Origin of the sequence: Sedimentibacter sp. (assembly GCF_038562225.1) — a bacterium.
Lineage (GTDB): Bacteria > Bacillota > Clostridia > Tissierellales > Sedimentibacteraceae > Sedimentibacter.
The window spans coordinates 854,905-873,463 of record NZ_JBCFAS010000002.1 but is presented as its reverse complement, the minus strand read 5'-3'; the positions used below and the strand labels follow the sequence as shown (position 1 = coordinate 873,463).

The window sequence follows — 18,559 nt, the reverse complement described above, 5'->3', positions numbered from 1 at the left end:
AATTATATTTAGAGGTGAAATTGATGAAAAGAAGCAAAGTATTGGAAGTAAAGGACCTCGCCATTTCATTCAAAACATTTGAAGGAGAAGTAAGTGCCGTAAGAGGCGTAAACTTTGACCTGTACAAGGGAGAAACCCTGGCTATTGTGGGAGAATCAGGCTCTGGCAAATCTGTTTCCACAAAGGCCATAAACAGAATATTGCCGAAGAAGAACACTTGTTTTAAAGGCGGTCAGATTATTTTTGAAAACAAGGATCTGCTGAATATATCCGAAAAAGAAATGCAGGGAATCAGAGGAAAGGAAATAGCAATGATTTTTCAGGATCCCATGACTTCATTGAATCCTACCATGAAAATCGGGATGCAGATTGCTGAAAGCATTATAATTCACCAGAACGAAAGCAAGGAAAATGCGGGAAAGCGTGCTGTTGAGCTTCTTGACATGGTAGGAATCAAGAATCCCGAGAAGAGCAGCAGCCTGTATCCCCATCAATTTTCTGGCGGTATGAGGCAAAGGGTAATGATTGCCATTGCTCTGGCATGCAACCCCAAAATACTCATAGCAGATGAACCTACCACAGCGCTGGATGTTACCATACAGGCTCAGATACTGGACCTTATGAATGAACTGAAGGAAAAGCTTGATACTTCAATATTGTTTATTACACACGACCTGGGTGTTGTGGCTCAGATGGCCGACAGAGTTGCTGTAATGTATGCAGGAAAAATAGTTGAAATTGGAACTGTTGACGAAATATTTTACAATCCTCAGCATCCATACACCTGGGGCCTTTTAGCCTCAATACCGACCACTGATCTGAATAACAGAGAACTGTACAATATAAACGGAACTCCTCCAAACCTGCTGCATGTGCCCAAGGGTGATGCTTTTGCTCCAAGGAACGAATATGCCCTGGAAATTGATTTTGAAGAGGAACCACCAATGTTCAAAGTATCAGATACTCACTATGCAGCCACATGGCTGCTTCATCCCGACGCACCACAGGTTACTCCTCCCAAAGAGGTAGTAATAAGAAGAGAAAAATTCCTTTCTCTTAAGATGAAGGAGGTGATATGATGACCATAGTACAAGGAAGACAAATAATACTCAGCGTCAGAAATCTTAAGCAATATTTCAACGAAGGAAAAAAGAATGAAGTAAGGGCCCTCAACAACATCTCCTTTGATGTTTACAAGGGGGAGACCTTTGGACTGGTGGGTGAATCAGGCAGTGGGAAATCAACTACCGGAAGGGCAATTATAAAACTCAGCGATATAACTTCAGGAAGCATAACATTTAAGGGAAAAGATATAACCAAGATAAACAACAGAAAGGATTCCCTTGAATTCAGAAAATCAATGCAGATGATTTTTCAAGACCCTTATGCATCTTTAAACCCAAAGATGTCTATTATGGAAATCATCGGAGGGGCGCTGGATGTTCACGGCATGTATCCATCAAGAAAGGAAAGAAATGAAAGGGTCTATGAACTATTGGAAACTGTGGGACTGAGCAGAGAATTTGCGTCAAGATATCCAAGGGAGTTTTCAGGTGGCCAGTGTCAAAGGGTTGGAATAGCCAGGGCTCTAGCTGTGAAGCCTGATTTTATAATAGCAGACGAGGCAATTTCAGCTCTGGATGTTTCAATTCAGGCTCAGGTAGTGAATTTGCTGAAAAAATTAAAAATAAACAGGGAACTCACTTACATGTTCATTGCACACGATCTGTCAATGGTGAAATACATCAGTGACCGAATAGCAGTAATGAATGCAGGCAGGATACTGGAACTTGCAACATCCGATGAGCTGTACAAAGCTCCGCTGCATCCCTATACGGAATCACTGCTGTCAGCTAATCCAACTCCTTATCCCGATGATGAACGAAAAAGACACAGAATTTATTATGACAGCAAGTATCATACCTATGATGATGAAACAAAGGTGGGCCTTAACGAAATTGCTCCCGAGCATTTTGTATACTGCCATGAGGATGAAATTCCGCACTACGTAAAAAAATATAAGCAGCTGTGCAAAAAATAGATGCTTATCATGGAAATAAAACACGCCATGACTGGCGTGTTTTTATCAATTAACGCATAACTTCTACGGGCAATACATAGCATATGTTGTCGCAGCACGTTATGCTTATTCCGCCGTAAATATATTCAATTATCAGAAGGTTATCCCTTACATCCAATATTCTTCCTGCAGTGCCGAAGTATGTGGGGCATTTGAATTTTATAAACACGGTTCTTCCTACGTAGTCTCTTAAAAGACTTTTACAAATGTTGCAGTTTCTATCGCATTCACTCATTTGCCGTCTCCTCCTTCTTCGCTGCCTTCAAGTTTTTTCAGCAGGCTTAATCTTTGCTCAGCCATTGTTGCTGCATCCACTCTTGCACCTGCATCGTTTGGGAAAATATAAAGCTCGAATATATTGTCGCAGCATGTTGTGAATATTACATTACCACCGCTGGGGCTGCTATACAATCTCAAAATGTTGTGGTTGAACGACCTTCTTTGTATATATCCATCTCTGTAGATGTGGTCGTTGGTGTCGCAGTTGCATACAACACCTACTCTGACATATTCACCGATATAATCGTATAAAAAACAACAAAACGGACATTCCATTATCCATACTCCCTTATTGCAAATAAAGCTGACAGCACCGGACATTGTACCGGAATTCTCTGTCCACTTGTTACATTATATGTCCACATTTTGTTCTTGTTAACATATTTTGAAATTTTGAGTTTTTTTATGGGGTTTTTATTTTCAAGTAAATTCTCAAAACAACTGAATTATATTTTTCCATGTGGCAATCCTAAATAAAAACAAATATACGGAGGATAGTATGCCTGAAACAATGTTAGAAAAGCCCAAGGATCGTGTGAGCTACCATGATTCTGTGGAAGAGATGATCAAAAGGATAAAGGAAGACGGTCTTTCCAGCGTGTTTTCCAGATGGGATGAGCAGGAAAAAATACGATGCACCTTTTGTCTGCAGGGACTGAGCTGCCAGCTCTGCACACAGGGACCGTGCCGAATAAGCGAAAAGACGGGGGCTCTGAAGGGAGTCTGCGGAATAGGCCCTGATGCAATGGCCATGAGAAACCTTCTCATGCGAAACATCATGGGTGCGGCAACATACGGTCATCATGCCTATGAAGCATTCAGAACTCTCAAAGCTACTGGGGAGGGAAAGACACCTTTTAAGATAACCGATACGGAAAAATTGAAGTGGATGTGCCAGGTGACGGGCATCAACACAAACCAGGACACAAATCAGATGGCCATACAGCTGGCTGAACTGCTTGACAAGGAACTGAAGATTAATCCGGACTGTGAAAGCGTCATGGTTGAAGCCTTCGCACCCAAAAAAAGGAAAAAGCTCTGGAGAGATCTGAACATTTATCCCACCGGCGTTCAGCATGAAGTGGAAAACTCCATCGCAAGCTGCCTTACAAATGTGGACGGAGACTATGTTTCACTGGCCAAGAAAGCTCTCAGGCTGGGGCTGTCAACAATCTACACTGCACAGATAGGATTGGAGATGACTCAGGATATCCTGTTTGGAACCCCGATGCCTCACGAGGTCGATGTGGATATGGGAATAATGGATCCGGATTATGTGAACATAGCCTTTAACGGTCATCAGCCATGGATTGGTGTTGCAGCCCTTTTGAAAGCTAAAAAACCGGAGTACCAGCAAATGGCAAAAAATGTCGGAGCTAAGGGAATACACATTGTGGGATCCATTGAAACAGGACAGGAAATGCTTCAGCGATTTGAAGTGGATGATGTATTCGTCGGGCTTATGGGAAACTGGCTTGCCATAGAACCGTTCCTTGCCACAGGAACCGTTGATGCCCTGGTTATGGAAGAAAACTGCTCACCGCCGGCCATAGACCAGTATGCTGAAAAATATCAGGTTGCTCTCGTAAGCGTAAGCACGATCATCGGTGTTCCCGGAACAGAGCACAACATGCCGTACTATCCGGCTAAGGCTGATGAGATGGCAGAACAGTGCATCCAAATAGCAATTGAAAACTTCAAGAAAAGACACGGGAAAATAAAACCGATGGTTCCTCAGAAAAAAATGAAGGCCATTGCAGGATTTTCAACGGAAGCCGTTCTTAAGGCAATAGGAAACGACCTTAACGTTCTTGTTGATGTCATTGCCAACGGGCAGATAAAAGGAGTCGTGGCTCTGGCCAACTGCTCAACGCTTCGAAACGGACCCCAGGACTGGAACACTGTAAACATAACCAGGGAACTTATAAAGAGGGATATCCTGGTGGTTGCCGGAGGATGCGGAAATCACGGGCTTGAAGTTGCAGGAATGTGCAACCTGGACGCTGTGGAAATGGCCGGAGAAGGTCTGAAGGGTGTCTGCAAGGCACTGGGAATACCGCCTGTTTTAAGCTTCGGAACCTGCACAGACACAGGAAGGATATCGATGCTTGTGACTGCGCTGGCTGACCATCTGGATGCTGACATTTCGGATCTGCCTATTGCTGTGACCGCTCCTGAATGGATGGAACAAAAGGCAACCATCGACGGGTTGTTTGCTGTTGCGTACGGAGCATACACACATCTGTCTCCTACACCTTTTATTACCGGTGCTCCGAATCTTGTGAAGCTTCTCACCGAAGATGTGGAAAGCCTTACAGGAGGAAAGGTAGCGGTTGGTGACAATCCGTTCCAGGCAGCCAAGGACATCGAAAGTCATATTCTCAAGAAGCGCCAGAAAATGGGTCTCAACTAACAAGGGCCGGTCAATTTGGACCGGTCTTTTTATTTGCAATTTCTGCTTTGTTTTTTTGGAAAATAATGATAAAATGTATTTTAGCATAAATGAAAGGAATGATAACATGTCTGATTCGCAAATAACAAAAAAAGCGCTGGCAGATTCAATGAAAAAGCTCATGGAAGATCGCCCCATGAAAAAGATCAGCATCGGGGACATAGTTGAAGGCTGCGGAATGAACAGACAGAGTTTCTATTATCATTTTAAGGACAAGTATGATCTGGTCAACTGGATATACTATACGGAATTCATATTGACCATCAAGGATGTTTCGCTGAAGTCCTGGGAAATACTTGAGGAAATATGCGAATTTTTCTACAGGAACAAAATTTTCTACAAAAATGCATTCCAAGTCACAGGACAGAATTCATTTTCTGAATATTTCATAGAAGTGCTTCATCCGATTCTTGAAGTTCACCTTAACATTGTGTTTAAAAACAAGAGAAATATGGATTTTTACGCCACATTTTACGCTGATGCCATCAGAGTATCCATATCCCGCTGGCTCATAGAAGGTGCTGTAATTCCGCCGGAGCAATTTGTAGAACTCATCAAGTCGTCCATTGAAGGTGTTGCCATGGGACTTCTCAATGACACTGGAGATTTTTAAGGATATTTTCCAGCGTGTCGCCCCGCACGTTGCAGTCTGACTTTTTTTCGGACAGTCTTAAAGATGCGGCCTGACCTGAGGAATCTATGCTCAAGAAAAATGGTTCTTCTGAAATTATTCCGTCTATTCGGGCTATATCGCCATAAAAGTCAATTAAACACAAAGGTGAGCTGAGTCTTGTCCTGGAGCTGCATATGTGTTCGCAAACTTCCTTTACAGTGTCTTCGCTGCAGTCTTCCTTCTTTATGAACATGGCGAAGTTTATACCGGCTGCAACCATCCGTATTGAGGCTGTTCCGTCAAAAATGCATGGGGCATTCACTTCATCGTAATACATGAATCCTCCGCATAAACATTCCTGTTTCTTCAAAAAACTTATTCTCTCAGCAGTTTCCCCGTCATGCTCCATGTTTTCTTCAAATCCCACAAAAATGAAAAGATTGTTAAACAGACTCAATTTTTTTGCTGTCTCTTCTGTGATGATGCATGGATTTAACAAGATCAGAAATGCGCAGTCCGCATTTTTTCGTATAACATCCATCATCTCGTCAAGCATGCTTAGATTTTCTTTTAATATCATTATATGGCTGTAAATCCCGATTTTTTTTCCTTCCTTCACCACATTGTCTACTTCATCCGTCAGAAGGTGATCCTTGCAATCCTCTTCAAAGTCAAACACCACCACCCAGGGTACATTGTATCCCTTTTGGGATTCATGTTCCCTTATTATGTTAGCCCCATACGTGAAGCTGTGGTAGCCTATGTTGATGCCGTATCCGGCAATTGTTCTGTGGCTGGTGCTGGTTACCAGATTTTCTATGATGTCATAATAGAAGCTGTTTTCGTTGTTTAAGATTTCATGTGCTATTTCAAAAAAATACTTCTGGAATCTGCCTTTGGCGAAGTACTCCCCCAGGTCCAGCAAATTTCTGACACCTCTTTTAGGATTGTCATCAATGTAGCGTATGCCGTTTTCAACGGCTGATTTTATTAACGCATAAGTCAGCTTGTAATTATCCATGATTATCTCCAATAATGTTTTCAGTATCATCATATATCTTTTCAGCAGCCGTAAATATAGACAAATTTGAAAAATGTCTAAAAGTATGACAAATTTGCAAAAACGTCTGATTTTGAGACACATGGGTATTTTGTCTAATGCTAGAATGGAAAATGGAAAATATAATGTTAGTATAAAAGATTTTATGACAGGGGGTATTTTTATGAGCGAAATGAGCATGGCTGAAAGCTTGAAGTCATACGGCCTGAAAAAGGTGCTTGCTTATCTGGATGAAGATCCTGACAGCAACATTCCAAAGGTCCTGGACTGGGTTGAAAAGTTTGACAAGAACAAAGTCGCCAAAAGACAGATCGATTCAGTGAAGAATGTCATTGCAGACAAGGACGGTAACTGGTATAAGCTGGTCAAGAGCCTGTATACTGACATAGATGCAGGCGTAAGAAGGACCATGTTTGAAAATTTCATAATCAACGCAACCATAATAGGAGGACACAGGCAGAAAAAGTCAAGGGAAGAAAACAACTGCAACATTCCCTGGGCGATACTCATGGATCCCACATCAGCCTGCAACCTGCACTGCACAGGCTGCTGGGCAGCGGAATACGGGAACAGGCTCAATATGGACCTTGAAACCCTTGACAGCATAATCCAGCAGGGGAAAAAGCTCGGAACGTACATGTACATTTACTCCGGAGGAGAACCTCTTGTGAGAAAGGACGATATAATCAAGCTGTGCGAGAAACACAGCGACTGTGCTTTTCTTGCATTCACCAATGCGACGCTCATTGACGAAAAGTTTGCCAATGACATGCTCAGGGTCAAAAACTTCGTGCCGGCCATAAGCGTTGAAGGGTTCGAGGAAGAGACAGACTTCAGGAGAGGAAAAGGAACGTACAAATCCATTGTAATGGCAATGGATATACTAAAGGAAAAAAATCTTCCTTTCGGCATCTCGTGCTGCTACACCAGCAAGAATACCGATGTCATAGGAAGCGAGGAATACATCGATGACATGATAGAAAAAGGAGCAAAATTTGCCTGGTTCTTCACTTATATGCCAGTAGGTAAGGATGCTGTTCCAGAACTTTTGGCCACGGCTGACCAAAGAAAGTTCATGTACAGAAAGATAAGGGAGTACAGAAGCATGAAGCCATTGTTTACACTGGATTTCTGGAATGACGGCGAATATATATCAGGCTGCATTGCCGGAGGAAGATGCTATCTTCACATCAACGCCAACGGAGACATTGAACCCTGTGCCTTCATCCACTACTCTGACACAAACATCCATGACAGCACGCTGCTCCAGGCTTACAAGAATCCGCTGTTCATGCAGTACAAAAAGAACCAGCCATTCAACCAGAATCATTTGAGGCCCTGCCCGCTTCTTGACAACCCTGGAAGGCTCACCTCCATGGTGGAAAGGTCCGGTGCCAGATCAACGGATATGCAAAATCCGGAGGATGTAAGAGACTTAAGTGACAAGTGCAAAAGCGCAGCTGCCAAGTGGGCACCTATTGCCGATCGGCTTTGGGAAGAGTCCCACGGACTGGAAAAATGCAGCGTAGAAAGCTCCGCAAAATAACGGAAAGAACACTATGTGTTCTTTTTGTTTGCAATGGCATTTTTTTCGGGTATAATAAAATAAAAACGGGAGGAGCCATGAAAACAGAAATCAGAATGCCGGCACAGGTGGATAAAGCCCTGTCCATGCTTAATAACTGTGGATTTGAATCATACATAGTGGGCGGCTGCGTGAGAGATGCAGTGCTTGGCAGCGTTCCTTCCGACTGGGACATAACAACATCTGCGTCGCCAACGGAAATAATGGAGTGCTTTTCCGGCTTTAGGACCATAGGAACGGGACTTAAGCACGGTACAGTCACTGCAATTGTGGACAGTATGCACCTGGAGGTGACGACGTACAGGATTGACGGAAAGTACACGGACAACAGGCGGCCGGACAATGTTACATTTACCGACAAGGTTGCGCTGGACTTAAGGCGCAGAGACTTCACCATCAACGCCATGGCATACAACAAAGCCGGATTGGTGGATCTGTTCGGAGGAATGAGGGACATTGAAAACAATCTGGTACGGTGTGTGGGAGATCCGGACGAAAGGTTCAACGAAGATGGCTTGAGGATTCTAAGAGCCATGCGTTTTGCATCGGTGCTGGGTTTTTCCGTGGAGGAAAAAACCAGGGAAAGCATACATAAGAACAAAGGACTGTTAAAAAACATATCGTCCGAAAGAATATACACAGAATTCTGCAGGATGGCAGCCGGAACGGGTTTTCTTGAAGTGATGTCCGAGTACAGGGATGTGATTGAAGAGTTCATTCCGCAATTAACAAACATAAGCCGGGAAGTGTGGATAAGAAATCTGAAATCCTCATCGCTTGTGGACAGTATGCCCATGAAGCTGAGTCTGCTTTTATTTGGTATGGATGGTGTTGAAATATTGAAGAATCTCAAAAGCGACAACAGCACCATAAGGGAAGTAAATGTTCTCACCAAGAACATGAAAATCAGCATAGTGCCGGACATTGTAAGCATACGAAGGCTTCTGGGCAGACTTGGGCAGGAAAGCTTAAGAAGCGTCATACAGGTTCAAAAGGCTGTTGCTAAAACGTCAGATCTTAAGATGAAGACGGAAGACCTTCTGAAAGCCGAAGAACTCATGAATAAAATCATTGGTGAAAAACAGTGCTGCAGCCTGATCGACCTGGCAATAAAAGGGACGGATGTGGTGGAGTCCGGAATTCCCAAAGGTCCCAGGGTGGGAGAAATCCTGGAAAGAACCCTGGAGGAAGTAATCAAGGGGAATGTGGAAAATGACAGAGACGTGCTATTAAATTTCATAAATTCCATAAAAGATTAAATTTTATTGTTGACAAGAAATAAAAGTCGTGGTAAACTCCTAAACAATAATACAAAAACAAAACCGTTGAAGCGAAGATTAAACCATGTGTGCACTCACAGAGAGCAGGGGATGCTGAGAACCCGGCAGAACGCAGTATGGCAAGTGGATCGCTGAGGGTGAGGTGAAAGAGGTAGTACTCAAGTATCTGAAACGTGTGCTTACGTTACAAGGCAGAAAATGTGTTGGCATTTTTGTTAAGTGGATTGAATTTTCAGTCAATTAAGGTGGTACCGCAGGAATTATACCTGTCCTTTTCATAGGACAGGTTTTTTGTTTTTGTAAATAAAATTACAGGGAGAATAACATGAAAAAACTTATCGCACTTCTTATGACAGCAGCCATGATCATTACCGTAGCAGCAGGCTGCAGCGCAAAAACAGAAAATACTCAGGTTAAGGCAGAAACCAATGCTTCCTCCGAAGCAGCAAAAACAGAAAACAGCGAATCAAAAAAGCTAAGAGTAGGAATCGTTCAGGCAGTTAATCATCCATCTCTTGACGAAATCAGGGAATACACAATCAAATCCCTTGAGGAATCAAGCCTCAAGGATAACATTGAAATAATATACAAGGATGCACAGGGAGACGCTTCAAACGTGAACACAATCATTTCACAGTTTGTGGGAGATGAAGTTGACATGATAATCCCCATTGCAACGGGAGCCGCACAGTCAGCGGCAGCTGCAACCCAGGATATTCCCATTGTGTTTGCGGCTGTAAGCTACCCGGTGAAGGCAGGGCTGGTTGAGGACATGAACGTGACGGACAAAAACATCACAGGAGTTTCAAATGCCATTGCCATAGAAGAAATATTCAAACTTTCACAGAAGATTACGCCGGATGTCAAAACCTACGGCTTCATTTACAACACCAGCGAGGTAAACTCCGTTGCCAGCACAGACAGGGCAAAGTCATACTGCGATGAAAACGGGTTAAAATATCTGGAGGCAACAATAACAAACTCCAGCGAGCTTCTACAGGCTGTTCAGTCGCTGGTGGGAAAGGTTGATGCCATATTCGTGCCCAATGACAACACTGTGGCTTCAGCAATGCCTGTTCTTTCGGCAGAAGCCATCAAGGCTGGAATCCCTGTGTACGCAGGGGCAGATTCCCTTATAAAGGACGGAGGGTTTGCAACGGTCGGAATAGACTACCAGGTCCTCGGAAAGCAGGTTGGTGAAATGGCTGCAAGAATCCTTGAAGGACAGTCCATCAAAGACAACCCAGTGGAAGTAATAAACCAGTATTCAAACATCATCAACATGACTACGGCAAAAGCCCTGAAGCTGGAACTTGATGAACAAACTATAAAAGATTTCAAAATCATAGAATAAAAAAACGGATATGGAGGACAAAATGAAGAGAATAACAGCATCAATAATATTGGCTGCACTGCTGATGACAACAGCATTGACAGGCTGCGCAGCAAAAGGTGATACAAAGGAACAGGAAATAAAGAAGGTCGAGCAGTCATCCACAGCGCAGACAGAAAACACCAGGATAAAAATAGGCATAATTCAGCCGGTAGAGCATCCTTCACTCAATCAGATAAGGGAAGCCATCATTGCAGGTCTAGAAGAGCAGGGGCTTAAGGACAAGGTTGAAATTATCTACAAGGACGCCCAGGGAGACTCATCTAACATCAACACCATCATCTCTCAGTTCGTTGGAGACAAAATGGACATAATAGTTCCCATTGCAACGGGAACTGCACAGGCAGCAGCAGCTGCCACAACGGAGATTCCCATAGTGTTTGCAGCTGTCAGCTATCCTGTGGAAGCAGGTCTTGTCAAGGACATGAATAAGCCGGAAGCAAATGTTACAGGGGTATCTGATGCCATCGATGTAAGACAGATATTCGATCTGGCTTTTGAACTGACACCTGACATAAAGACGTTTGGTTTCATTTACAACTCAGGTGAAGTAAATTCGGTTGCGGCAATCGATCAGGCAAAATTGTACTGCCAGGAAAAAGGCATAGATTTCGTTGAAGCGACCATAACAAATTCAGGTGAACTTCAGCAGGCAGCACAGTCTCTTGTTAACAAGGCAGATGCCATATTTACGCCTACGGACAATACGGTTGCATCAGCCATGCCGGTTCTGGCATCAGAAGCTGCCAATGCAGGAATTCCGGTTTATACTGGAGCCGATTCCATGGTTGCAGACGGAGGCTTTGCCACAGTGGGAGTTGACTACACACTGCTTGGCAGACAGGTTGCTGAAATGGTAAAGAGAGTTTCAGACGGTGAAAAAGTTTCCGACATACCTGTGGAAACAATGAGGGAATACACAAAAATAGTAAACATGACAACAGCAAAGAACATCGGAGTTGAAATATCCGTGGAGCTATTAAAACAAATAAAGACAGTGGAATAAACGGAGGAATAAGTTGAGTTTAGTATCATTTTTAGGAGCAGTGGAACTGGGGCTTGTGTATTCGCTGCTGGCCTTTGGAACGTATATATCATTTAGAATACTGAGTGTGGCAGATTTGACCGTGGACGGAAGCTTCGTTCTGGGTGCTGCAGTTTCAGCCATGTTTGCCTTCAACGGCATGCCCGTGGCAGGCATATTGCTGGCTGTTCTGGCAGGAGGGATGGCCGGTCTTGTGACCGCCGTCCTTCAGACAAAGATGGGAATACAGCCCATCCTTTCAGGAATCCTTACTATGACCGGACTATATTCCATAAATCTCATGGTTATGGACGGTAAGGCCAACATACCGCTTTTGAACAAGACAAATGTATTCACCTATGCACAGGCTGCATTGGACACCAAAGCGTACAAGGTTATTGCGCTTGCCTGTATAATATTGTTTGTTTTTGCCTTCCTCAACTGGTTTTTCAGAACCCAGCTGGGTCTTTCCATCAGGGCTACGGGAGACAATGAGGCAATGTGCAGGGCATCAAGCATCGATACGGATTTTGTCAAGATGGTGGGCTTTTCACTTTCTAACTCCATAGTTGCCCTGTCGGGTGCTCTGGTTGCTCAGATGCAGCAGTCAGCCGACATAAACATGGGCTCGGGAATGGTGGTAATAAGCTTTGCTTCATTGATAATAGGCAGCGTGATAATCAAAAACAAAAACATAACGCTGGGTCTTCTGTCAGTAATTATAGGCTCGCTGATATACAGGTTCATAATTGCAATGATACTGACCACCAACTTTCCGCCGTCATACCTGAAGCTTATTTCAGCCCTTGTGGTTGTTACGGCCCTATCGGTTCCAAACCTCAAAAGTAAAGTGGAAATAAACAGGCTCAGGAGGGGATTTTAATGCTCATATTAAAAGAAATAAAAAAATCATTCAATAAGAATACTCCTGATGAACACGTGGCGCTGAACAATTTAAGCCTCGAAGTTTCTGAAGGAGAGTTCGTGACCATAATCGGAGGAAACGGAGCAGGAAAATCAACACTCTTCAATGCCATATCCGGAACATTGCTTGTGGATTCAGGTTCTATACAGCTTGGAGGAGAAAACATAACCTACATGCCTGAATACATGAGAGCGCAGTTCATAGGAAGGATATTTCAGGATCCCATGAGGGGGACTGCTCCAAATCTGACAGTGGGAGAAAATCTGCTGATTGCCTACATGAGGAGCATAAGGAAGAACAACCTAAGCATGCCGTCAAAAAAAGAAAAGAACCATATACGGGAAAGGCTTGCGGATTTAAACCTTGGTCTTGAAGACAGAATGAACACAAAGATAGGGCTTCTGTCGGGAGGACAGAGGCAGGCTGTCACCCTGGTCATGGCAACGCTGGTAAAACCGAGGCTGCTGCTGCTTGACGAACATACTGCAGCCCTGGATCCTGTCAGCGCAAAGTCTGTAACTGACCTGACAAACAAAATCGTGTCCGATAACAGCATAACCACTCTTATGATAACCCACAACATCACTTCGGCCCTTTCCATGGGAACAAGGACCATAATGATGGATTCGGGAACCGTGGCAGTTGACATAAGAGGGGATGAAAGAAAGGCTCTTACGGTGCAGGATGTGCTGAAGAAATTCAGCAGCGCTAAAAACAAGGAATTTGACGATGACAATGTGCTGCTGTAGCTAAAATAAGGGAAATTTCCTATGGAAGTTTCCTTTTCTTATTTAAGCATCTGTTTAATACATTGTTCATGTGGTATAATAATACAAAATCACAAACCGAAAGGAATAACATGGACTTTAAAGAACTTGGTGTAAGCAATGATATTATAGAAATATTGAAAAAATCGGGAATCATAAAACCAACTCCTGTTCAGCAGGAATGCATAAAACTCGTGAAGGAAGGCAGGGACGTCATAGCGGAAGCTCAGACGGGAACAGGAAAGACGCTGGCATTTCTGCTGCCTATATTTGAAAACACCTGTCCGGAAGACGCGCATGTGCAGTCACTCATAATTACTCCAACCCGAGAGCTTGCCATTCAAATAACCGAAGAGGCAAACAAACTGAAAAAGGCAAAGGACATCAACATACTTGCTGCCTATGGAGGAAAGGATATTGCATCACAGGTCAGAAAGCTGAAGGGCGGAATACACATGATAATTGCCACGCCAGGAAGGCTTCTGGACCATATCGGAAGGGAGACCGCAGACCTGAGTAAACTGAGGACACTGGTTCTTGATGAAGCAGATCAGATGCTTTTGATGGGCTTTAAAAATGAAGTGGAAGACATTATAAAAGAAACGCCCAAAAGCCGACAAACCTTGTGCTTTTCCGCAACCATAGACTCTCAGGTTAAGAAGCTTGCCTACAGATACATGAAAGACCCTGTGTCTGTTCAAGTTCAGAAGGAAAGTGTGACTCTTGAAGCCATAAAGCAGCAGGCTGTTGAAACCACTGACAGGCAGAAGCAGGAAGCTCTTTTTAAGGTGCTTGATGAAGACAGACCGTTCATGGCAATTATTTTCTGCAGGACAAAGGTGAGGGTTGATACGCTGGAGGAAGCAATGCATCTCAAGGGATACAACTGCGAAAAGCTGCACAGCGACATACTGCAATCCAAACGGGAAAGAATAATGAAATCCTTCAGAAATGGAGACATCCAGTTTCTCATAGCAACGGATGTGGCTGCCAGAGGACTTGATATAAGCGGTGTAGGCCATATTTACAACTATGACATACCTGAAAAGCCGGAAGATTACATTCATCGCATAGGCAGAACGGGAAGAGCAGGGGACAAAGGATACACCTGTTTGTTTGCTGCTCCTAAGGACATGGGTATTCTGGATGACATCGAAGAAGCAATCGGATTTAAGATCGAAAGAAGATATATCAAATAACTGTAAATAATAATCCGGCAGGTTGCCCTGCCGGATTTACTATGATTTAGATCATATTTTCAGTTTTAGTCTGTATAAATAAAGGTCTCTTCAAAACCGCATTCAGGACAATTAACGGTTACCTCATAGCTGTATATAGACAGAATCTTTACGTTGGTGGCAACGCTGGCGTTTGAATCCTTGCCCTTGTACTTTGCTCTTTTTTCGGAATCCTCACCTTTTGCATAGGTGTAATTGTATCTTTTTCCGCAGTTGGTGCACTTGCGTCTGCCCTTAATGGCTATCATTTTTTCACATCCTATTATAATTTCTTACGGTAGTTTATTATAATATGTATTTTCCTTAAATTCAAGGATTATAATTGTAATGAACTTCAAAAAATGCTATCATGGTTCGGGAGGGGAAAATATGGATTGGATTTGTGAAAATGACGGACTTAAATACAATGAATTAATCAACCTGGAAGTCGAGGGAGACTTTCTTAAATTAAAGGAAAACGTTAAGGAAGGGTATGTAACAACCGGAGAAATTGCTGTGAGGCCTTTTGCAGAAATAACCCCGTCATGGAACTCAAGGACAGACAAGGAAAGCTTTGCGGAAGTTTTCATTAGAATACGCATTGAAGGCAGGTGGACTGATTTAATAAGTTACGGTCTCTGGTCCACAGACGGCAACAACAAGGGAATCAAGGAATATGAAGACCACAGTCTTGTGAAGGTCACCGAAGACAGAATTTTTGTGAAAGATGGGAAAAAGGCAGATGCCGTTCAGATGAAAGTAGTGCTGAGCGGGAAAAACCCCAGGCTAAAGCTTCTGGCATTTTCCACGGACTCCGGGGAGGATGAAGAAGTAAAAGGTGAATACCTGAGGGTAATTGAAGGCGTACCCATGGTATCACAGCTTGCCAGCGGTCACAAAGACAGCCGCTCCATATGCAGTCCCACTTCGGTGATGATGGTTTTAAACTATTACGGCAAGAATTTATCACTGGATGAAGTGACCAGGGGAACATTTGACACAGGAACAAAGCTTTACGGCAACTGGCCGCAAAATGTGGCTTATGCAGGGGAACAGGGAATGAAGGCGTACACCAGAAGATGCCTGTCCATCAACCCCGTGAAGAATCTCATAGCCCGGGGGATTCCAGTTGTTGCGTCTGTTGTATCAAAAAAACAGGAGGAGCTTGAAGGTTCCGCATTTGCTTTTCCTTCGGGCCATCTTATGGTGGTTGTAGGTTTTCAGAATAAGGGCGAAGATGAGTACATAGTGGTGAACGATCCTGCATCAGACAGGGATGAAGAGGTCAGGAAGATGTACAAGCTTGACCAATGGGTGAAGGTTTGGAGACACTACGCTTACGTAATTAAGAATTAAGAATGAAGAGTTAAGAATTAAGTAAGGCTTTGTCCGGGGACAAAGCCTTTATTTTTGGAATTACAATTCTATTTCCATGAACTTTTCTGCCAGAAGCACCTGACCGCTGTAGTTTTGCTTTGCCTGAGCCATCAGGTCCTCAAGATTGCCGAAGTGAGGCAGGTGGGTCAAAATCAGCTTTTTGACCTGCGCCTTTTCTGCCAGCATTCCTGCCTGAGCACTGTTCAGGTGTCCTGCCTTTGTTCCGTCCATGTAATCATAGAAGCTGCACTCGCTTATCAGCAGGTCAGAGCAGTAAAAGAAATCATTAAGTTCTTCGAAGTACGATGTGTCTGAGGTGAAGGCTAATGTCCTTCCTTCACAGGTTATTTTTACGCTGTACGCTTCAACGGGATGGACGTTTTTTATGAAGCTTGCCTCAAAGGGGCCGATGCTGATTATACTGTCCTGACTGAAGCTCTGCCCATACGTGTAATCCTCCCATTTCAGAAGCTTGAAGAATTCTCCGTCCGGAGCGTATATGGGAAGAGGTTTGTGTATCTGACCAAGCTGCGTCTTAATCTGTCTTGCGTACTGCAGGGGGCCTATGTCACAGCAGTGGTCGTAATGGTAGTGGGTTATGATGACTCCGTCTAGGTCTCCCAGATCTGCTTTTTGCTGCAAAAGGCTGACAACTCCGCTTCCGCATTCAAGAAGCAGCCTGCAGCCGCCGTGTTCCAAAAGATAGCCGGAAGTTGCCTCCCCGGCTTTTGGGAAGCCTCCCCAGCAGCCTATTACCGTTACTTTCATGATTCCTCCTAAGCGATGTTATAGAACTGCGAATTGTATAGACTTGCATATATGCCGCCATGTTCCATGAGCTCCCTGTGCCTTCCCCGTTCCTGTATTCCCTTGTCCGTTAGGACGATGATCTCATCGGCATTCTTGATGGTTGAAAGCCTGTGAGCCACCACAACGGTTGTTCTTCCTCTTGACAGTTCCTCCAGTGAATTTTGGATGAGTATTTCCGTGGCGTTGTCCAGGGCTGAAGTTGCCTCGTCAAGTATAAGTATTGGCGGATTTTTCAAAAATACACGGGCTATGGAAATTCTTTGCTTCTGTCCTCCTGACAGCTTGACGCCTCTTTCGCCTACGTAAGTGTCGTATCCGTCTGGTAAACCTGTGATGAAATCGTGTATGTTTGCCATTTTGGCAGCCTGATGGACTTCCTCCTCAGTTGCGTCAAGATTGCCGCAAAGAATGTTGTCATAGATGGTGCCGGTGAACAGGAATACGTCCTGCTGCACGATGCCTATATTTTTGCGTAGGGATCTGCGCGTGAAGTCCTTGATGTTTATGTTGTCTATCAGGATGCTTCCTTCTTCTGTTTCATAGAAGCGGGGCACAAGATGGCATAAGGTTGTCTTTCCGCCTCCGGAAGGTCCCACGAAGGCAACAGTCTTGCCTGCTTCGATGTCGAAGGTTATATCCTTTAGAATTTCCTTGTTCTGGTCGTATGAGAATGTTACATCCGAAAATTGTATGTTTCCTCTTACAGTATCAATGTCCCTGGCACCGGGTTCGTCCTTTTCAATTTCTGTATCCATTATTTCAGTGAATCTCTTGAAGCCTGATATTCCGGACTGATACTGCTCAACGAAGTTAATGAGCTTTCTTATGGGGTTTAAAAAATTGCTGATGTACAATATGAATGCCGCAAAATCACCGAAGTTTATCCAGCCCTTGAAGAAGAACACTCCTCCTGCGCTTAAAACAAGAATGTTCAAAAAGTCGATGATGAACGACGAACCCACATGGAATTCTGCCATTACCTTGTAGGCCTTCTTCCTGGCGTTCTGGAACTTGGAATTGTTGTTTTCGAATTTTTCGATTTCATTTTCCTTGTTGCTGAATGCTTTGGAAACCCTGATGCCGGAAATGCTGTTTTCTATGGTTGCATTTACTTCGCCTATGGTTTCCCTGGTCTCCATAAATGTGTCCTGCATTCTGATTCTCAGCTTCATGGCGATGAATATCAAAAACGGCACAACCGAAAATACTATGAGGGACAGAGGAAGGTTTATCATTGCCAGCATTGCAAAGGAACCCACCAGCATAATTGCAGAAATGAACAAGTCTTCAGGCCCGTGGTGAGCAAGTTCCGATACTTCCATAAGGTCGTTGATTATCCTTGAAGTGAGTGTTCCTGTTTTGTTTTCGTCGAAAAATACGAAGGGAAGGTCCTGCATGTGCTCGAATATGTCTTTCCTCATGTCAGCCTGCATGATGACTCCCATTATGTGGCCGTAGTATGTTATGTAGTAGTTAAGTCCAACCTTCAGCAGGTATATGAAGCCAAGCACCACCAGCCAAGTTATCATGAGCTGAAACTGCTGATTGGGAACATAAATGTTAATTATGTTTCTTGTTATCATGGGGTAGAACAAGTCGCATACAGCCACAACAAATGCGCATACCATGTCCGTTATGAAAATTCCCCTGACAGGTTTGTAGTATGAGATAAATCTTTTGATCATTAGTATTCTCCT

General features: G+C 43.8%; 18 protein-coding genes. 12 read left to right on the top strand and 6 right to left on the bottom strand.

The genetic code is table 11. The features are described from left to right. Positions 1 to 23 precede the first annotated feature (23 nt). Positions 24 to 1,079, top strand: coding sequence for an ABC transporter ATP-binding protein (locus tag AAGU76_RS10485; RefSeq protein WP_342485430.1), 1,056 nt, complete (start codon positions 24 to 26; stop codon positions 1,077 to 1,079). Next, positions 1,076 to 2,041, top strand: a complete 966-nt coding sequence (locus tag AAGU76_RS10480) for an ATP-binding cassette domain-containing protein (RefSeq protein WP_342485429.1) — start codon at positions 1,076 to 1,078, stop codon at positions 2,039 to 2,041. Before AAGU76_RS10485 ends, AAGU76_RS10480 begins: the two co-directional genes overlap by 4 nt. A 49-nt stretch (positions 2,042 to 2,090) precedes the next feature. Here AAGU76_RS10480 and AAGU76_RS10475 read toward each other — a convergent pair whose 3' ends face one another. After that, positions 2,091 to 2,315, bottom strand: coding sequence for a hypothetical protein (locus tag AAGU76_RS10475; RefSeq protein ID WP_342485428.1), 225 nt, complete (start codon positions 2,313 to 2,315; stop codon positions 2,091 to 2,093). Continuing rightward, positions 2,312 to 2,635 (bottom strand): hypothetical protein, encoded by a 324-nt coding sequence (locus tag AAGU76_RS10470; RefSeq protein ID WP_342485427.1) that lies wholly within the window; start codon positions 2,633 to 2,635, stop codon positions 2,312 to 2,314. Before AAGU76_RS10470 ends, AAGU76_RS10475 begins: the two co-directional genes overlap by 4 nt. Positions 2,636 to 2,858: 223 nt before the next feature. Between AAGU76_RS10470 and cooS the strand changes: the two genes are divergently transcribed. Together cooS and AAGU76_RS10460 are read left to right on the top strand one after the other, a co-directional pair. Continuing rightward, positions 2,859 to 4,772, top strand: coding sequence for an anaerobic carbon-monoxide dehydrogenase catalytic subunit (gene cooS, locus AAGU76_RS10465; RefSeq protein WP_342485426.1), 1,914 nt, complete (start codon positions 2,859 to 2,861; stop codon positions 4,770 to 4,772). 106 nt (positions 4,773 to 4,878) lie between these two features. After that, the gene (locus tag AAGU76_RS10460; protein WP_342485425.1) at positions 4,879 to 5,424 is read left to right on the top strand and encodes a TetR/AcrR family transcriptional regulator C-terminal domain-containing protein; all 546 of its coding nucleotides are present in this window, start codon (positions 4,879 to 4,881) and stop codon (positions 5,422 to 5,424) included. On the opposite strand, the gene AAGU76_RS10455 is transcribed toward AAGU76_RS10460, so the two are convergent. Continuing rightward, positions 5,402 to 6,445 carry a hypothetical protein gene (locus AAGU76_RS10455; protein WP_342485424.1) on the bottom strand — a complete coding sequence of 348 codons (1,044 nt, stop codon included), beginning with the start codon at positions 6,443 to 6,445 and terminating at the stop codon, positions 5,402 to 5,404. The genes AAGU76_RS10460 and AAGU76_RS10455 overlap by 23 nt on opposite strands. 211 nt (positions 6,446 to 6,656) lie before the next feature. Between AAGU76_RS10455 and AAGU76_RS10450 the strand changes: the two genes are divergently transcribed. The 7 genes from AAGU76_RS10450 (at position 6,657) to AAGU76_RS10420 (ending at position 14,657) form a co-directional block, all read left to right on the top strand. Next, on the top strand, positions 6,657 to 8,030 hold the full coding sequence (locus AAGU76_RS10450; RefSeq protein ID WP_342485711.1) for a radical SAM protein: 1,374 nt from the start codon (positions 6,657 to 6,659) through the stop codon (positions 8,028 to 8,030). A gap of 77 nt (positions 8,031 to 8,107) precedes the next feature. Further along, positions 8,108 to 9,328, top strand: a complete 1,221-nt coding sequence (locus AAGU76_RS10445) for a CCA tRNA nucleotidyltransferase (RefSeq protein ID WP_342485423.1) — start codon at positions 8,108 to 8,110, stop codon at positions 9,326 to 9,328. Between the two features lie 346 nt (positions 9,329 to 9,674). Further along, positions 9,675 to 10,703: an ABC transporter substrate-binding protein gene (locus tag AAGU76_RS10440; protein WP_342485422.1), complete on the top strand. Its 1,029-nt coding sequence runs from the start codon at positions 9,675 to 9,677 to the stop codon at positions 10,701 to 10,703. Positions 10,704 to 10,725: 22 nt separating this feature from the next. Then, the gene (locus AAGU76_RS10435) at positions 10,726 to 11,748 is read left to right on the top strand and encodes an ABC transporter substrate-binding protein (RefSeq protein WP_342485421.1); all 1,023 of its coding nucleotides are present in this window, start codon (positions 10,726 to 10,728) and stop codon (positions 11,746 to 11,748) included. Positions 11,749 to 11,761: 13 nt separating this feature from the next. Further along, complete coding sequence (locus AAGU76_RS10430) at positions 11,762 to 12,649, top strand: ABC transporter permease (protein WP_342485420.1); 888 nt, start codon at positions 11,762 to 11,764, stop codon at positions 12,647 to 12,649. Next, a complete protein-coding gene (locus AAGU76_RS10425; protein WP_342485419.1) occupies positions 12,649 to 13,440 on the top strand; it encodes an ATP-binding cassette domain-containing protein in 792 nt (263 codons plus the stop codon). Before AAGU76_RS10430 ends, AAGU76_RS10425 begins: the two co-directional genes overlap by 1 nt. Before the next feature lie 110 nt (positions 13,441 to 13,550). Beyond that, positions 13,551 to 14,657, top strand: coding sequence for a DEAD/DEAH box helicase (locus AAGU76_RS10420; protein WP_342485418.1), 1,107 nt, complete (start codon positions 13,551 to 13,553; stop codon positions 14,655 to 14,657). Positions 14,658 to 14,722: 65 nt separating this feature from the next. Here the strand turns inward: AAGU76_RS10420 and AAGU76_RS10415 are convergent, their stop codons facing one another. Beyond that, complete coding sequence (locus AAGU76_RS10415; RefSeq protein ID WP_342485417.1) at positions 14,723 to 14,944, bottom strand: hypothetical protein; 222 nt, start codon at positions 14,942 to 14,944, stop codon at positions 14,723 to 14,725. Between the two features lie 121 nt (positions 14,945 to 15,065). Here AAGU76_RS10415 and AAGU76_RS10410 point away from each other — a divergent pair, with 121 nt between their 5' ends. Then, positions 15,066 to 16,031, top strand: a complete 966-nt coding sequence (locus tag AAGU76_RS10410; RefSeq protein WP_342485416.1) for a C39 family peptidase — start codon at positions 15,066 to 15,068, stop codon at positions 16,029 to 16,031. A 60-nt stretch (positions 16,032 to 16,091) separates the two neighbouring features. Here AAGU76_RS10410 and AAGU76_RS10405 read toward each other — a convergent pair whose 3' ends face one another. Together AAGU76_RS10405 and AAGU76_RS10400 are read right to left on the bottom strand one after the other, a co-directional pair. After that, positions 16,092 to 16,820 carry an MBL fold metallo-hydrolase gene (locus tag AAGU76_RS10405; protein WP_342485415.1) on the bottom strand — a complete coding sequence of 243 codons (729 nt, stop codon included), beginning with the start codon at positions 16,818 to 16,820 and terminating at the stop codon, positions 16,092 to 16,094. Between the two features lie 8 nt (positions 16,821 to 16,828). Then, on the bottom strand, positions 16,829 to 18,547 hold the full coding sequence (locus AAGU76_RS10400; protein ID WP_342485414.1) for an ABC transporter ATP-binding protein: 1,719 nt from the start codon (positions 18,545 to 18,547) through the stop codon (positions 16,829 to 16,831). Positions 18,548 to 18,559: the final 12 nt, after the last annotated feature.

Excerpts from the sequence above, each read along its gene's own strand:
- AAGU76_RS10485 (WP_342485430.1), top strand. The coding sequence starts at position 24 with ATGAAAAGAAGCAAAGTATTGGAAGTAAAGGACCTCGCCATTTCATTC.
- AAGU76_RS10480 (WP_342485429.1), top strand. The coding sequence starts at position 1,076 with ATGATGACCATAGTACAAGGAAGACAAATAATACTCAGCGTCAGAAAT.
- AAGU76_RS10475 (WP_342485428.1), bottom strand. The coding sequence starts at position 2,315 with ATGAGTGAATGCGATAGAAACTGCAACATTTGTAAAAGTCTTTTAAGA.
- AAGU76_RS10470 (WP_342485427.1), bottom strand. The coding sequence starts at position 2,635 with ATGGAATGTCCGTTTTGTTGTTTTTTATACGATTATATCGGTGAATAT.
- cooS (WP_342485426.1), top strand. The coding sequence starts at position 2,859 with ATGCCTGAAACAATGTTAGAAAAGCCCAAGGATCGTGTGAGCTACCAT.
- AAGU76_RS10460 (WP_342485425.1), top strand. The coding sequence starts at position 4,879 with ATGTCTGATTCGCAAATAACAAAAAAAGCGCTGGCAGATTCAATGAAA.
- AAGU76_RS10455 (WP_342485424.1), bottom strand. The coding sequence starts at position 6,445 with ATGGATAATTACAAGCTGACTTATGCGTTAATAAAATCAGCCGTTGAA.
- AAGU76_RS10450 (WP_342485711.1), top strand. The coding sequence starts at position 6,657 with ATGAGCATGGCTGAAAGCTTGAAGTCATACGGCCTGAAAAAGGTGCTT.
- AAGU76_RS10445 (WP_342485423.1), top strand. The coding sequence starts at position 8,108 with ATGAAAACAGAAATCAGAATGCCGGCACAGGTGGATAAAGCCCTGTCC.
- AAGU76_RS10440 (WP_342485422.1), top strand. The coding sequence starts at position 9,675 with ATGAAAAAACTTATCGCACTTCTTATGACAGCAGCCATGATCATTACC.
- AAGU76_RS10435 (WP_342485421.1), top strand. The coding sequence starts at position 10,726 with ATGAAGAGAATAACAGCATCAATAATATTGGCTGCACTGCTGATGACA.
- AAGU76_RS10425 (WP_342485419.1), top strand. The coding sequence starts at position 12,649 with ATGCTCATATTAAAAGAAATAAAAAAATCATTCAATAAGAATACTCCT.
- AAGU76_RS10420 (WP_342485418.1), top strand. The coding sequence starts at position 13,551 with ATGGACTTTAAAGAACTTGGTGTAAGCAATGATATTATAGAAATATTG.
- AAGU76_RS10415 (WP_342485417.1), bottom strand. The coding sequence starts at position 14,944 with ATGATAGCCATTAAGGGCAGACGCAAGTGCACCAACTGCGGAAAAAGA.
- AAGU76_RS10410 (WP_342485416.1), top strand. The coding sequence starts at position 15,066 with ATGGATTGGATTTGTGAAAATGACGGACTTAAATACAATGAATTAATC.
- AAGU76_RS10405 (WP_342485415.1), bottom strand. The coding sequence starts at position 16,820 with ATGAAAGTAACGGTAATAGGCTGCTGGGGAGGCTTCCCAAAAGCCGGG.
- AAGU76_RS10400 (WP_342485414.1), bottom strand. The coding sequence starts at position 18,547 with ATGATCAAAAGATTTATCTCATACTACAAACCTGTCAGGGGAATTTTC.